Genomic DNA, 13434 nt, shown 5'->3' on the forward strand with positions numbered 1-13434 from the left:
TTTACTCCCCTTTGGCCCCTGCAGTCTTTGCATTGGCCTGGGTTGGCTGAGCAGGCTTGACGTTGGTGGCTTCGCTGACCTTGACCTCGACACCTGGCTTGACGAACTGCAAGCCTTCGGTGATCACCCGGTCACCGGCGTTCAGGCCTTCGGTGATCAGCCAGTCGCTACCGACGGTACGCGTGGCCTTGAGCTGGCGCAGCTCGACCTTGTTCTGCTGGTTGACGATCAAGGCGGTTGGCTGGCCCTTCAGGTCGCGGGTCACGCCTTGTTGCGGGGCGAGGATCGCCTGGGCGTTGACACCGGCTTTCAGTCGCGCGTGGACGAACATGCCCGGCAGCAGGTTGTGCTCGGGGTTCGGGAACACGGCGCGCAGGGTCACGGAACCGGTGGTCGGGTCGACCGACACTTCGGAGAACTCCAGGCGACCTTCCTGGCGGTAGGTGCTGCCATCTTCCAGGGTCAAGGTGACCTTGGCGGCGTTTTCACCGACTTTCTGCAACTGGCCGCTTTCCAGTTCACGGCGCAGCTTGAGCAGCTCGGCCGAAGACTGGGTGACGTCTACATAGATCGGGTCAAGCTGCTGGATCACCGCCATGGCATCGGCCTGGCCGTTGTTCACCAGTGCGCCTTCGGTAACTGCGGAGCGACCGATACGGCCGCTCAGTGGCGCCAGGACCTTGGTGTAGCGCAGGTCGATCTGGGCGCTGCGCAGTGAGGCTTCAGCCTGCAAACGTTTGGCTTGTGCGTCGTCGTATTCCTGGCGGCTGACCGCCTGTTCGGCCACCAGCTGCTTGTAGCGCTCGGACAGCGAACGGGTCGATTGCAGGTTGGCCTGGGCGCTGGCCAGGGTCGCTTCGTACACCGAAGGGTCGATCTGGTAGAGCTGCTGGCCCTCCTTGACCTCGGTGCCTTCCTTGAACAGGCGCTTGAGGATGATGCCATTGACCTGCGGACGCACTTCGGCGATCCGGTAGGCAGTGGTACGCCCCGGAAGATCGGAGGTGAGGGTATAGGCTTGGGTTTGCAGGGTGACGACGCCGACCTGAGGAGTTTGCGCTTCTGGCGCGGCCTCTTCCTTTTTACAGCCGCTGAGCAGTGTTGCCAGGGCGACGGCGGATACCAGAGCGGTAACAGCTGGCTTGAATTGCATGAAGATCCTCGGGTCGCAAGAGCTGAAGACGCTCAAGAATAAATGGAAAGGATGCGAATAGAAAAAAAGTTGTCGTGTGGATAAATAGCTTGCTAAGGAATATACTTACATTCATGGTTGTTTGTAAATACCTTGCAGGCGATGCCCCATGTCGTCGCAAGCCCAGAATTTAACCGGTAACAACCTGTAAAAAGTTGATCCGGCTCAGCCCCCGGGTGCTCGTGCATGTCCCCGGGTTTTGATGAGGTCGTACTGCCATGGTCCGTCGAACCAAAGAAGAAGCCCAGGAAACCCGCGCCCAGATTCTCGAAGCTGCGGAAAAGGCCTTCTACAAGCGCGGCGTCGCGCGAACCACATTGGCGGATATCGCCAAGCTTGCCGGCGTTACCCGTGGTGCCATCTATTGGCATTTCAACGACAAGGCCGAGCTGGTCGAAGCCATGCTCGACAGCCTGCACGAGCCGCTCGACGCCCTTGCCCGGGCCAGTGAAAGCGAAGAGGAGCTTGATCCGCTTGGCTGCATGCGCAAGTTGCTGGTCCAGCTGATGCACCAGATGGTGCTTGACCCGAAAACCCGGCGAATCAATGAAATTCTGCATCACAAGTGCGAGTTCACCGACGATATGTGCGAGATTCGCCAGCAACGGCAGACCTCGACGGTGGAATGTCATGCCCATATCGCGTTGTCGCTGGGCAATGCAGTGAAGCGCGGGCAACTGCCCGCCGATGTAGATCCGGATCGTGCGGCGATGGCGATCTACTTCTATATTGATGGCCTGATTCGCCGCTGGCTGTTGCTGCCGGAAAGTTTCGACCTCTTGGGTGAAGCGGAGCAGTGGGTCGATACTGGGCTGGATATGCTGCGCTTGAGTCCTTCCTTGCGCAAATGACACTTTGTGAAGGTTTGTGATGAATTGTTTCCACGGCCTTCACTCATTTCCTACTGGCGACCTCGCAATTGCCTATCCGGTAACGCCAATGCCGCTGCCAGCCCGAGCAGCGAGACCATTGCACTGCCGAGCAACAGATTGCGGAACGTCATCGTCAGCTCTTCCTGTATCTGCAGGCTCGGCTCGCCCGCCTTGAGGCTGCCGAGCAGTGCATCCCCAGCCAGGCTCAGGCCGCCATCCTGCAACATCGCCAGCAACAGTGCCGACATGCATGCCACGCCCATGGCACCGCCCAGTGAGCGGAACAGGTTGGTGGTGCTGGTGGCCACGCCGATATCCCGCGGCTCCACCGCGCTCTGGGTCGCCACCAGCGAGGTGGGGAACTGCAAGCCCGAGGCAATTCCGGTCAGGATCATGAACAGGCCACTGAGCCAGGCGGCTTGGGGGGGCGTGAACGCCATGCCGACAATGGCAAATGGCATCATCAACGCACCCCCCAGTATCTGTGGTTTGAAGCGACCGGTGAAACTGGTGAGGCGCCCCCCGCAATAGGCACCGATCGGCAAGCCGATGGCCAGCGGTAGCAGGTGCAGGGCCGCGCTGTCGGCGCCTGCGCCGGTAATGCTCTGGTAGCGCAGCGGCATCAGCATCGTCAGGGAGATGGCCTGGAAACTGGTGAAGAAAATGGTGCACCAGCACAGGGTGGCGACGGGGTTGGAGAACAACTTCAGTGGCAGCAAAGGCTCGGGCGCACGGCGTTCGTGAAGCACGAATACAGAAAGGCCGAGCAGGGCGCAGAGCAGCAGGCTCGCCACTTGTGAGGAGTACCAGGGGTGGCCCTGACCGATCAGGGTGATGCCCAGCAGCAAACTGCTCAGACCAAAAATCAGCAGGGCGGCGCCAACGTAGTCGACCCGCGCCCGACCTTGCGGCACCACCAGGGTTCGCAGCGCACGTCGGGTCACCCACCAAGCCACCAGGCCCAGCGGCAGGTTCAACCAGAACACCCCGCGCCATGACAGGTACTCGGTCAAATACCCGCCCAATACCGGGCCCGTGACACTGGCAAGCGCATACATGCTGCTGAAATAACCCTGGTAGCGACCGCGCTCCCGTGGCGGCACGAAGTCGCCGATGATTGCCTGGCTGACCGAAACCATGCCGCCGGCACCAATCCCTTGCAGTACCCGCGCCAGCACCAGTTGCTCCATGTTCTGGGCAACTGCGCAGAACAGCGACGCCAGGGTGAACAGCGCGGTACCGGTGAGGATCATCCGCCGCCTGCCATACAGGTCACCGAGCTTGCCATAGATCGGCACGGCCACGGTCATCGCGACCATGTAGCCAGAGATCACCCAGGCCAGGAGGCCGACATCGTTGAATTGCGCGGAGATCGCCGGCATCGACACGGCGACGATAGTCTGGTCCAGCGCGCCAAGGAAAATCGCCAGCATCAGGGCGACAAGCACACTGCGCAGGAGGGGTTGCGGGGTATTGAGTTGCGTCACAGGCCAGCTCTGAAGGCAGGGTTGTTCCACAGGCTCATTGCTGTGGAAGTGAGTGCTGGCCAGTGTACTCGATAGCTTGCTAAGCGTCTGCCCCGGTGTTACCTCAGGGCGCTCAGGGTTGCGGTGTGCGGCACGCAATGGGCGAGGCTGCAACTGGCTGCCGAATTTGGCTGATGGCGAGCCTGTTCGACGCGATAGGCGGCTGCGGAGTAGAGCCCGACCACCGAGACGATGGCAAAGACCACGGCGCATTTTCTGGATTTGAGGCCCATGATGCTCACCTCTTTCAACAGCACACAGGTGCTATTGAAAGCATAGGCCAGCTTTGCCAGCAGTGCCCGGTCTAGAGCAGATCGCGGTCCCATTCCGGCTCGGCGGTAAAACGCTCGGAGAGAAAGTCGAGCATGCTGCGCAAGGTGGCCGGCATGTGCTTGCGGGAGGTGTAGACGGCGGTCAGGTTCAGTTCCTGCGGGCGGGCCTTGGGCAGCAAGAGAACCAGTTCGCCACTACGCAGGGCGGCGGCGGTCTGATAGGTGGGCAGCATGGCAATGCCGGCGCTGGCCAGCGCCGCACGCTGCAGCGTCATGGCCTCGTTGGCGCTGATGTTGCCCTGCACCGGCACCGACACCACTTCGCCTTCCACGTCGAAATGCCAGAGGCTGCGGCCGAAGTAGGAGTGGGTCAGGCAATTGTGCCGGGCAAGGTCCTGGACCTGCTCTGGAACCGGGTGTTCGCGCAGGTAGGCAGGGGAGGCGCAGATCACCGAGCGGCAGACGCTCAGGCGGCGGGCGATCAGGTTGGGATCAAGGTCGTTGCTGGTGCGGATGGCCAGATCGATGCGTTCGTCCACCAGGTTGACCGTGCGATCGAGCATCTGCAGGTCGATCTTCACCCCAGGGTAGCGTTTGACGTAGTCGGCCAGTGCATCCATCAATTGCGCCTGGCCAAACGAAGTGCTGACACTGATGCGCAACTCGCCCCGCGGGGCATCATTTGGCGCGCTCACTGCGGCTTGCAGGTCGCCCGCCAGTTCCAGCATCTGCCGGCAGCGCGGCAAGGTTTCCTGGCCGGCGGCGGTCAGGCTCAGGCGGCGGGTGGTGCGCTGCATCAGGCGGGCCCCGACCCAGTCTTCAAGCTCTGCCAGATAGCGCGAAACCACGGGCCGTGAAAGGTCCAGATGCTCAGCCGCCGCCGATTGGCTGCCCAGGTCCACCACGCTGACGAAGACCCGCATTGCGGTCAGACGATCCATGATTTGCCCGATTTCAGAAATAAACTATGTCAAAGCATCGCATTTTTTGTATCGGTTCGTGCAACTAAGCTGTTGCTCAAGCCCACCCACAGGAATTGCCTGATGCGTCGTTCATTCTCCTTTCGCCGCTTGCTGCTGGCTTTCGCCACCTTGGGTGCGTTGGCTCAGGCCAATGCTGCCGGGCAGCTGCTGCAACTGGATGTCTATAACCCGGGTACGGATGCCTTGTTCCCGGTCAGCTCGGTGATCGTCAGTGGCAAGCACGACGCCATTCTTGTCGATGCCCAGTTCGGCAAAGCCCAGGCGGAGCAAGTTCTGGCCAGGCTGCAGGCCAGCGGCAAGCAACTGACCACCATCTATGTCAGCCATGGCGATCCGGACTATTACTTCGGCTTGCAGACCCTGACCGACGCCTATCCTCAAGCCAGGGTCGTGTCTTCGGCGGCAACGGTGGCGCACATCAAGCAAACCATGAACGCCAAGCTGGCGTACTGGGGCCCGCAGATGGGAGCCGACAAACCGACCAGGCTAGTGGTGCCGGACGTGATGGATGGCAATCGACTGGCGCTTGAAGGGCAACAGTTGGAAGTGATCGGTCTCGATGGCCCACAGCCGGATCGCAGCTTCGTCTGGATTCCCTCGATCAAGGCGGTTGTCGGCGGTGTGGTGGTCGCGCAGAACCTTCACGTGTGGATGGCCGACACCCAGACGGTGCAGTCGCACAAGGACTGGCTGGCGACCCTTGCGCGCATAGAACAGCTCAAACCGCAGGTGGTGGTGCCGGGACACTATCTGGGACAGCCCGGCGAGTCGCTTGAAGCGGTGCACTTCACCGCCAGCTACATCCGCGCGTTCGACCAAGAATCCGCCAAGGCCGGCAATGCCGCCGAGTTGATTGCAGCAATGAAAAAGCGCTACCCGGACCTGGGTGAAGCGAGCTCGCTGGAGCTCAGCGCCAAGGTCGCCAAGGGCGAGATGAAGTGGTAGGCAACATTCAATTCTGACTGGAGGTGTTTCATGAGCAACATCGCAATCATCGGGGCGACCGGGCGTGCCGGCAGCCAATTGTTGGAAGAAGCGCTGCGTCGTGGTCACCGTGTCACTGCCATCGCCCGTGATCCGTCGAAACTGCAGGGCCGTGAAGGGGTGAAGACCGTGGCGCTGGATGTCAGCGATGCCGTGGGGCTGGAGCAGGCGCTGGCTGGGCATGACGTGGTGCTCAGTGCGGCGCATTTTTCCAGCATCAAGCCCCAGGCAATCATCGAACCGGTGAAGAAGGCCGGGGTCAAGCGCCTGCTGGTGGTGGGCGGGGCGGGTAGCCTGTTGTTGCCGTCGGGGCACAAGGTCATTGATAGCCCGGATTTCCCTGAAGCCTACAAGGCCGAAGCCACTGCTGGTGGGCATTACCTCGACACCTTGCGTCAGGAAAAGGAGCTGGACTGGACCTTTCTGTCACCCTCGGCCGAGTTCGTTGAAGGGCCACGCACCGGCAACTACAACACCGGCAAGGACCACTTGCTGATGGGGGCCGACGGCAAGAGCTGGATCAGTTTTGCCGACTACGCCATCGCCATGCTCGATGAGGTGGAAAAGCCAGCCCATTCGCGCCAGCGTTTCACGGTAGGAGCGGCTGTGGGAGCGGGCTTGCCCCGCGATAGCGTTTAACCTGTCACAGCGCCTCGTAGGGCAAGCCCGCTCCCACAGCGGCCTGCTCACACAGCCAGTCGAGCAATTCCTGCAGGGCCGGCGACGCCGAGCCTTGCGGGCGGACCAGGTAGTAGGCCTGCCCCGTACACACTTTTAGCGGGAAGGGCGTCACAAGCCGCCCACAGCGCAGGTCATCACCAATCAGCGACCAGTCACCAATCGCTACGCCGGTGCCCTGCGAGGCCATGGACATGGCCATGTCCAGGGTCTCGAAATGCTGGTTCTTGCCATGTCCAGCCAGGTGAGCACCGGCTGCACCGAGCCAGACGTTCCAGTCGTGCTGATCGCGTGTCGGGTGCAGCAACATATGCTGCTCCAGGTCCGCCAGCTGCCCCAAGGGCAGGGGGCCAGCCAGCAATTGCGGCGCACACACCGGCGTCAGTTGCTCATCGAACAGCTTCATCTTGTGCAAGCCATGATTGGGCGCCGCGCCATACACCACGGCGGCATCGAACACTTCCCGCCGAAAATCCACACCATGCTGCACCGTGGTGGTCAGTTCCACCGGTACCTCCGGGCGTAACGCTTGCCACTCCATCAGCCGTGGCAACAGCCAGCGCATTACGCAAGTGGGCGCCTTGAGCTGCAAGGTAGCGCTGCGCACGCCGACCTGCTGCACGCCTTCCTCGATCAGTGCGAACACCTGCTGGACCCGTGGCAGCCAGTCCTGGCCTTCACGGGTCAGGCTCAAGCCGCGCGCCTGGCGCAGGAACAGGGCATAGCCGAGGTGATCTTCGAGCCCGGCGATCTGGCGGCTGACGGCCCCCTGAGTAATGTGCAGCAGTTGTGCTGCGCGGGTGAAGTTGCAGCACTGGGCAGTGACCAGGAAGGTGTGCAGGGCGGGCAGGGGCGGGAGGCGTTTCATTGGGAGTCAGCCATGATCTGTAGACATGGCTAGTATGAGCTTTTATGCATTGTGCCGGTAGCGTTGCGGCGGTCCAATAAAGCCTGTTTTCAGCACAACGACAGGCACACGAACATGGCGACTTGCGGCGAAGTACTGGTCAAACTCCTTGAAGGCTATGGCGTGGACCATGTCTTCGGAATTCCCGGCGTGCATACCGTCGAACTCTACCGGGGGTTGGCGCGATCTTCCATCCGGCATATCACCCCGCGCCATGAGCAAGGTGCAGGATTCATGGCTGACGGTTATGCCCGCACCCGTGGCAAGCCGGGTGTGTGCTTCATCATTACCGGTCCTGGCATGACCAACATCACCACCGCCATGGGCCAGGCCTACGCCGACTCGATCCCGATGCTGGTGATTTCCAGCGTGCAGTCGCGCAATGCACTGGGTGGCGGGCGCGGCAAGCTGCACGAGCTGCCGGCCCAGGGCAGCATGGTGGCCGGTGTCGCGGCCTTCTCGCATACGCTGATGAGCGCCGATGACCTGCCCATGGTGCTGGCCCGCGCCTTCGCCGTATTCGACGGTGCCCGGCCGCGTCCGGTGCATATCGAGATTCCCCTGGATGTACTTGTCGAAGACGCTGACCACCTGCTGGCCTGCGCACCGGTACGCGTTGCCCGTGCAGGCGCCGCACCGGCTCCGGTAGCGCAAATGGCGGCCTTGCTGGCTGGCGCACGTCGACCGCTGATCCTGGCCGGTGGCGGCGCCATTGACGCCAGCTCGGCGCTGACCCGTCTGGCCGAGTACCTGCAGGCACCGGTGGCCTTGACCATCAACGCCAAGGGTGTGCTGCCTTCGAGCCATCCGCTGCAAATCGGCTCGACCCAGTCGCTGGTGGCCACGCGTGCCCTGGTGGCCGAGGCGGACGTGGTGCTGGCAATCGGTACCGAGCTTGGTGAAACCGATTACGACGTCACCTTCAAGGGCGGTTTCGAAATACCTGGCCGTTTGCTGCGTATCGATATCGACCCAGACCAGACGGTGCGCAACTACCCACCAGAAATTGCCCTGGTGGCCGACGCCACGGTCGCGACCCAGGCCTTGCTGGTGGCCCTGGCCGAACTGCCGGCGCCAGTGCGCGGCAATGAATGGGGCGCCAGTCGTGCCGAGCGCCTGCGTGCAACGCTGCTGGCAGACTGGGACCTGCCGATGCACAGCCAGACGCGCATGCTCAAGACGCTGCTCGACACCCTGCCGGGCGCGATCCTGATCGGCGACTCGACCCAGCCGGTCTACACCGGCAACCTGACCCTGGACATGGACCAGCCACGTCGCTGGTTCAATGCCTCGACCGGTTACGGCACCCTGGGTTATGCCTTGCCGGCGGCCATGGGGGCCTGGCTGGGCAGTGCCGAAGCTATCAATGAGCGAGCGCCGGTGGTCTGCCTGATCGGCGATGGCGGCCTGCAGTTCACCCTGCCTGAGCTGGCCAGTGCCACCGAAGCACAGGTGCCACTGATCGTGCTGCTGTGGAACAACCAGGGCTACGAGGAAATCAAGAAGTACATGGTCAACCGCGCCATTGAACCGGTGGGCGTGGACATTCATACCCCGGACTTCATTGGTGTCGCCAAGGCGCTGGGCTGCGCAGCCGAGACTGTGGCGGGCGTCGAGTCGTTGCGTGAAGCGCTGCGCCAGGCTTGCGACCGCAAGGGGCCGAGCCTGATCGAAATCAACCAGCAGCAGTGGCAGCAGGCGGTGCAAGCATGATGAAGCTGCCAGGCCTTTTCATTGACGGTGTATGGCAACACGGGTCGCATCCGCTGATGGTGATCAATCCGAGCAACGAGCAGTTGCTGGCTGAAGTGCATGGCGGAGATGGGGCCGCCGTGGATCGCGCCACGGCGGCGGCTTGGGCAGCTTTCGGTGCCTGGTCGGGCAGCAGCGGCGCCGAGCGCGCCAAGGTGTTGCGGACCATCGCCGAGGGTGTCGAGCAACGCCGTGAGCGATTGGTGTTTCTGCAGGCCAGCAACAATGGCAAACCGCAGGCCGAAGCGCAGATGGATGTCGACGATGTGATCGCCACCTTCCGCTACTACGCCGAACTGGCCGATGGTCTGGATGCCGGACAGGACAGCGCGGTGGCACTGCCCAGCGATGACTTTGTCGCCCGCCTGCGGCGCGAGCCTTGCGGTGTCGTGGGGCTGATCGTGCCGTGGAACTTCCCCATGGTCACCACCGCCTGGAAGCTGGCGCCTGCCTTGGCAGCTGGCTGCTGTGTGGTACTCAAGCCGTCGGAAGTCACCCCGCTGGCAGAGTTGGAGCTGGCGGGCATCATTGCCGAGGCCGGTTTGCCGGAGGGCGTGTTCAACTTGGTGTGTGGCACCGGTATCGCCGTAGGTGTACCGCTGGCGGCGGACCCGCGCATCGCGAAGATTTCGTTTACCGGCAGCAACGCGGTAGGGGTGCAGGTGATGCAACGCGCCGCTGAAACCATCAAGGGCGTGAGCCTGGAACTGGGCGGCAAATCCTCATTGCTGGTGCTGGCGGAGGCCGACCTTGAACTGGCGGTTGAACTGGCTTGCCTGGGCGGCTTTTTCAACGCTGGGCAAATGTGCTCGGCGACCAGCCGGGTGCTGGTCGCCGAGGCCTTGTACCCGGATTTTATCGCCCGTTTGAAAACGCGTACCGAGATGATCAGGGTCGGTGAGCCGTTCACGGGCGAACATGAAATGGGTCCTCTGGTGAACGCGTTGCAGTACCAGCGCGTGCAAGGGCATATCGCGGCGGGCCTGGAGTCCGGTGCCCGGTTGCTGTGCGGTGGCGCGCGTCCGCTGGATCTACCCTGCGGCTATTTCATCAGCCCTACGGTGTTCACCGATGTGCCGCTGGACAGCGCACTGTGGCGCCAGGAGATCTTTGGCCCGGTGCTTTGTGTGCGGCCGGTTGCCAATGAAGCCGAGGCTGTTGCCCTGGCCAATGACAGCGAATTTGGCCTGGTGGCCAGTGTGATCAGCAACGATCTGGTGGCCGCCGAGCGTGTGGCCAATGCCTTGCAGGCGGGGCTTGTGTGGATCAACGCACCGCAGGTGATCTTCCCGCAGACGGCCTGGGGTGGTTACAAGCAGAGCAGCATCGGGCGGGAGCTTGGGCCTTGGGGGCTGAGCGCGTTCCAGGAGATCAAGCATGTGGTGAGGGCGGTTTAAGCGGTTCGCACTGTAGGAGCGGGCTTGCCCCGCGATAGCGAATGCCAGGTCGTAGCAGATGGGTTGGATGTGCCGGCCCTTCGCGGGGCAAGTCGAGACGTCGCACCGCCGCTCCTACAGGGTGCTGCGCAGGCGCGCCAGGTCGCGTACTGGCGGCGCGCCGTACAGCCGGCTGTACTCGCGGCTGAACTGCGACGGGCTCTCGTACCCCACCCGATACCCGGCCACCGCCGCTTCCAGGCCATCGTTGAGCATCAACCGCCGCGCCTCTTGCAGGCGCAGCTGTTTCTGGTACTGCAGCGGGCTCATGGAGGTGACCGCCTTGAAGCGGTGGTGCAGGGTCGAGCTGCTCAGGTTCACTTCCCGGGCCAGGTCGTCGATGCGCAGCGGGCGATGAAAATGCTGGTTCAGCCATTCGATGGCCTGGCACACCCGATGGGTCTGGCTGTTGGACATGGCAATCTCATACAGCCGGTAACCCTGCGGCCCGCGCAACAGGCGGTAAAGAATTTCGCGGCGAATCAGCGGCGCCAGCACCGCGATATCCTTGGGCGTATCCAGCAGGCGGATCAAGCGCAGCAAGGCATCGAGCAACTGCGGGTCGGTACGCTCCACATACAAGCCCCGGCCCGATGGGAGTGCCGGGCACGCCCATCGGGCCGGCCTCGGCGATCAGGTTGTTGATCTGTGCCGGATCAATGTTCATCCGCACGCCAAGGCTCGGGTTCTCCGGGCTGGCCTCCAGCAATACGCCACTGATCGGCAATGCCACCGACAGCACCATGTAGTGCAACGGGTCGTAGACGTAGCGCTCATCGCCCAGGCAAATCTCTTTGCTGCCATGGGCCAGGATGCACAGGGCGGGCTCGGCCAGGGCCGGCATCGAACGCACGCTTTCGGTGTATTGCACCACGTACAAGTCTTCAATTGCCGATTCGACGTTGGCGGCGCGCGGTGCGTGACGACGTACCAGATCAGCCAGCTCCTGGCGTTGCTGCTCCAGGGCAGGATCGAGGATCTGGCGGTCAGGGGTGGCAGTGTTCATGGCGGCGATTCCGGATTAGAACCTGTGCAGCATAGGTTTGTGCAAGCAGTGACGCTAGCCGGATGCTGTCGTCTGCTTGCCTGATCCTGCCGCGCGCAGGATCAGGCAATCGCGCGACAGGAATGGCCTAACGGCACGCGCGAGGCGTCGCCTAACCTGTGCAGCCTGGCAATAACAACTGGCTGCTCTAGGAGACATGCTCATGACCTCGTCGCATTTGGTCACCCACCTTGCTTTCATCCGGGCCAGCAGCGGTCGTTCAGTGGAACTGGGCGAGCGCTTGCGCCAACTGCTGGAACCGTCGAGACAGGCGCCGGGGTGCCTGCACTTCAACCTGCAACAGTCCCAGGCCGATGCCGATCTGTGGCTGTTGAGCGGTTTCTGGCGCGATCACCAGGCGATGAGCGGCTACTTTGCCTCGCCAACACTGGACCTGTTCGGCGAACTGGTTCAGGCCCAGGTGGTCGCCAGTCTCGACCTGCATACCTTTGGTGAGCCGTCTGCGGGTTAGAATGGCGGTTTCAGGCAATCGATGTGGATCTGAGGCACATGGCACGTAAAGAGTTTTCGCAGTTTGAAGCCGTTTCGGCAGCCGTCCGCGGTGAAGAAGGATACAACGCAGCAATCGCCGTCAAAGGCCTGGGCGCCACCGGCGCACCGCGCTTTCACAAGGTGCTTGAGGGGCAGACCTTCAAGACCGCCCTGGCCGCCGACGAAGCGGCCTGCGCCGAGCTGGAGCGCCTGCAGGGCGTCAGCGACGAGGCCGAGCTGATCTGGTAATCAGCCGTTGACTTGCGGGCGGGCCATCTTGAACAGGTTGCCCAGCTCGAAGTAATCCGCAGGACCACCCCCCCGCAGGATCGGCTGCGCCGCGGCGGTATCGTATATACCGTCCTTGAGCAGATGCTCGGCAATATGCACCGCTACTACTTCACCCAGGATCAACCAGCTTGGCACCAGCACCTGGTCTGCCCGTTGCAGTTGGATGATCTGGGTGACCTTGCACTCGAACGACACTGGGCTTTCCTGCACCCGGGGTACGGCAATGACCTTGGACGCCACGGGGGTCAGGCCACTCAAGGTGAACTCATCGACCTCGGGCGAAACGGCGGCGCAGCTCTGATTCATGGCCTCGGCCAGCGGGCGCGTGGCCAAGTTCCAGGCGAACTCACCGGTCTTCTCGATGTTGTTCAGGCTGTCTTTGCGCCCGACGCTGGAGAAGCCGATGATCGGTGGAATGTAGTTGAAGGCGTTAAAGAAGCTGTAGGGCGCGAGGTTCAGCCGGCCTTCGGCATCCTGGGACGAGATCCAGCCGATGGGACGTGGGCCGACGATGGCATTGAAAGGGTCGTGGGGCAGGCCATGGCCTTTTGCGGGTTCGTAGTAGTACATCTGCGCTGGCCGTAAGGCCTTTCCTGTGAGAAAGCGCCTAGTGTGCCAAGGCTTTGCCTGGCTGAAAACGATTAAGCCCGGCCGAAGCCGGGCTGACTGCTTCACATCAGGGCTTAACTGATGCGGTGGGCCTGGGTGCGATCGAAGCCATCTTCAGCGAAGCGGGCACCGCCAGTGCGGTCAAAACCGTCTTCGGCGAATTTGGCGGCGCCGGTGCGATCGAAGCCGTCTTCAGCGAATTTGGCAGCACCTGTGCGATCGAAACCATCTTCTGCATACGTAGCCGATTGGCTCTGAATAGCACTGAAGCTGTGGGCGTTGGTGCGGTCGAAACCGTCTTCGGCGAAAGCGTTGGCAGCCAGTACCGAGAAGGCCAAGGTCAGGATCAGTTTGCTTTTCATGGTGGTTGCTCCGGGGTGGTGTGGGGTTGTTTG

At 62.3% G+C, this 13434-nt stretch carries 16 protein-coding genes; 7 read left to right on the forward strand and 9 right to left on the reverse strand.

Annotated features, from left to right (window positions below; translation table 11 throughout):
- Position 1: 1 nt before the first annotated feature.
- Positions 2–1153, reverse strand: coding sequence for an efflux RND transporter periplasmic adaptor subunit (locus ABVN19_RS01505; protein WP_105641940.1), 1152 nt, complete (start codon positions 1151–1153; stop codon positions 2–4).
- Positions 1154–1410: 257 nt separating this feature from the next.
- On the opposite strand from ABVN19_RS01505, the gene ABVN19_RS01510 reads away from it, so the two are divergent.
- Positions 1411–2043: a TetR family transcriptional regulator gene (locus ABVN19_RS01510; protein WP_028943379.1), complete on the forward strand. Its 633-nt coding sequence runs from the start codon at positions 1411–1413 to the stop codon at positions 2041–2043.
- Between the two features lie 50 nt (positions 2044–2093).
- On the opposite strand, the gene ABVN19_RS01515 is transcribed toward ABVN19_RS01510, so the two are convergent.
- The 3 genes from ABVN19_RS01515 to ABVN19_RS01525 all read right to left on the reverse strand — a co-directional run bounded on the left by ABVN19_RS01515 (position 2094) and on the right by ABVN19_RS01525 (position 4803).
- Complete coding sequence (locus tag ABVN19_RS01515; protein WP_028943380.1) at positions 2094–3551, reverse strand: MDR family MFS transporter; 1458 nt, start codon at positions 3549–3551, stop codon at positions 2094–2096.
- 98 nt (positions 3552–3649) lie between these two features.
- On the reverse strand, positions 3650–3823 hold the full coding sequence (locus ABVN19_RS01520) for a hypothetical protein (RefSeq protein ID WP_167332102.1): 174 nt from the start codon (positions 3821–3823) through the stop codon (positions 3650–3652).
- 71 nt (positions 3824–3894) lie between these two features.
- Entirely contained in the window at positions 3895–4803 is a 909-nt protein-coding gene (locus tag ABVN19_RS01525; RefSeq protein WP_353632785.1) for a LysR family transcriptional regulator, read from the reverse strand.
- A gap of 102 nt (positions 4804–4905) precedes the next feature.
- On the opposite strand from ABVN19_RS01525, the gene ABVN19_RS01530 reads away from it, so the two are divergent.
- Both ABVN19_RS01530 and ABVN19_RS01535 read left to right on the forward strand, forming a co-directional pair.
- Entirely contained in the window at positions 4906–5790 is an 885-nt protein-coding gene (locus tag ABVN19_RS01530; RefSeq protein WP_105641942.1) for an MBL fold metallo-hydrolase, read from the forward strand.
- Positions 5791–5820: 30 nt separating this feature from the next.
- Positions 5821–6468 carry an NAD(P)-dependent oxidoreductase gene (locus ABVN19_RS01535; protein WP_051270504.1) on the forward strand — a complete coding sequence of 216 codons (648 nt, stop codon included), beginning with the start codon at positions 5821–5823 and terminating at the stop codon, positions 6466–6468.
- A 4-nt stretch (positions 6469–6472) separates the two neighbouring features.
- Here ABVN19_RS01535 and ABVN19_RS01540 read toward each other — a convergent pair whose 3' ends face one another.
- Positions 6473–7375 (reverse strand): LysR substrate-binding domain-containing protein, encoded by a 903-nt coding sequence (locus ABVN19_RS01540; protein WP_028943383.1) that lies wholly within the window; start codon positions 7373–7375, stop codon positions 6473–6475.
- A 114-nt stretch (positions 7376–7489) separates the two neighbouring features.
- Between ABVN19_RS01540 and ABVN19_RS01545 the strand changes: the two genes are divergently transcribed.
- On the forward strand, positions 7490–9127 hold the full coding sequence (locus ABVN19_RS01545) for a 5-guanidino-2-oxopentanoate decarboxylase (protein ID WP_105641943.1): 1638 nt from the start codon (positions 7490–7492) through the stop codon (positions 9125–9127).
- Entirely contained in the window at positions 9127–10563 is a 1437-nt protein-coding gene (locus ABVN19_RS01550; protein ID WP_028943385.1) for an aldehyde dehydrogenase family protein, read from the forward strand. Before ABVN19_RS01545 ends, ABVN19_RS01550 begins: the two co-directional genes overlap by 1 nt.
- A 114-nt stretch (positions 10564–10677) precedes the next feature.
- Here the strand turns inward: ABVN19_RS01550 and ABVN19_RS01555 are convergent, their stop codons facing one another.
- Positions 10678–11100: a helix-turn-helix domain-containing protein gene (locus ABVN19_RS01555; protein ID WP_353632786.1), complete on the reverse strand. Its 423-nt coding sequence runs from the start codon at positions 11098–11100 to the stop codon at positions 10678–10680.
- Positions 11027–11608, reverse strand: a complete 582-nt coding sequence (locus ABVN19_RS01560; RefSeq protein ID WP_353632787.1) for an AraC family transcriptional regulator — start codon at positions 11606–11608, stop codon at positions 11027–11029. Before ABVN19_RS01560 ends, ABVN19_RS01555 begins: the two co-directional genes overlap by 74 nt.
- Positions 11609–11810: 202 nt before the next feature.
- Between ABVN19_RS01560 and ABVN19_RS01565 the strand changes: the two genes are divergently transcribed.
- Together ABVN19_RS01565 and ABVN19_RS01570 are read left to right on the forward strand one after the other, a co-directional pair.
- Positions 11811–12119: an antibiotic biosynthesis monooxygenase family protein gene (locus ABVN19_RS01565; protein WP_028943387.1), complete on the forward strand. Its 309-nt coding sequence runs from the start codon at positions 11811–11813 to the stop codon at positions 12117–12119.
- A gap of 38 nt (positions 12120–12157) precedes the next feature.
- Entirely contained in the window at positions 12158–12388 is a 231-nt protein-coding gene (locus ABVN19_RS01570; RefSeq protein ID WP_028943388.1) for a hypothetical protein, read from the forward strand.
- On the opposite strand, the gene ABVN19_RS01575 is transcribed toward ABVN19_RS01570, so the two are convergent.
- Positions 12389–13000 carry a flavin reductase family protein gene (locus ABVN19_RS01575; protein WP_028943389.1) on the reverse strand — a complete coding sequence of 204 codons (612 nt, stop codon included), beginning with the start codon at positions 12998–13000 and terminating at the stop codon, positions 12389–12391.
- 113 nt (positions 13001–13113) lie between these two features.
- Complete coding sequence (locus ABVN19_RS01580; RefSeq protein ID WP_028943390.1) at positions 13114–13401, reverse strand: hypothetical protein; 288 nt, start codon at positions 13399–13401, stop codon at positions 13114–13116.
- Between the last annotated feature and the right edge of the window lie 33 nt (positions 13402–13434).

The organism is Pseudomonas vranovensis, assembly GCF_040438935.1.
GTDB classification, from domain to species: domain Bacteria; phylum Pseudomonadota; class Gammaproteobacteria; order Pseudomonadales; family Pseudomonadaceae; genus Aquipseudomonas; species Aquipseudomonas vranovensis.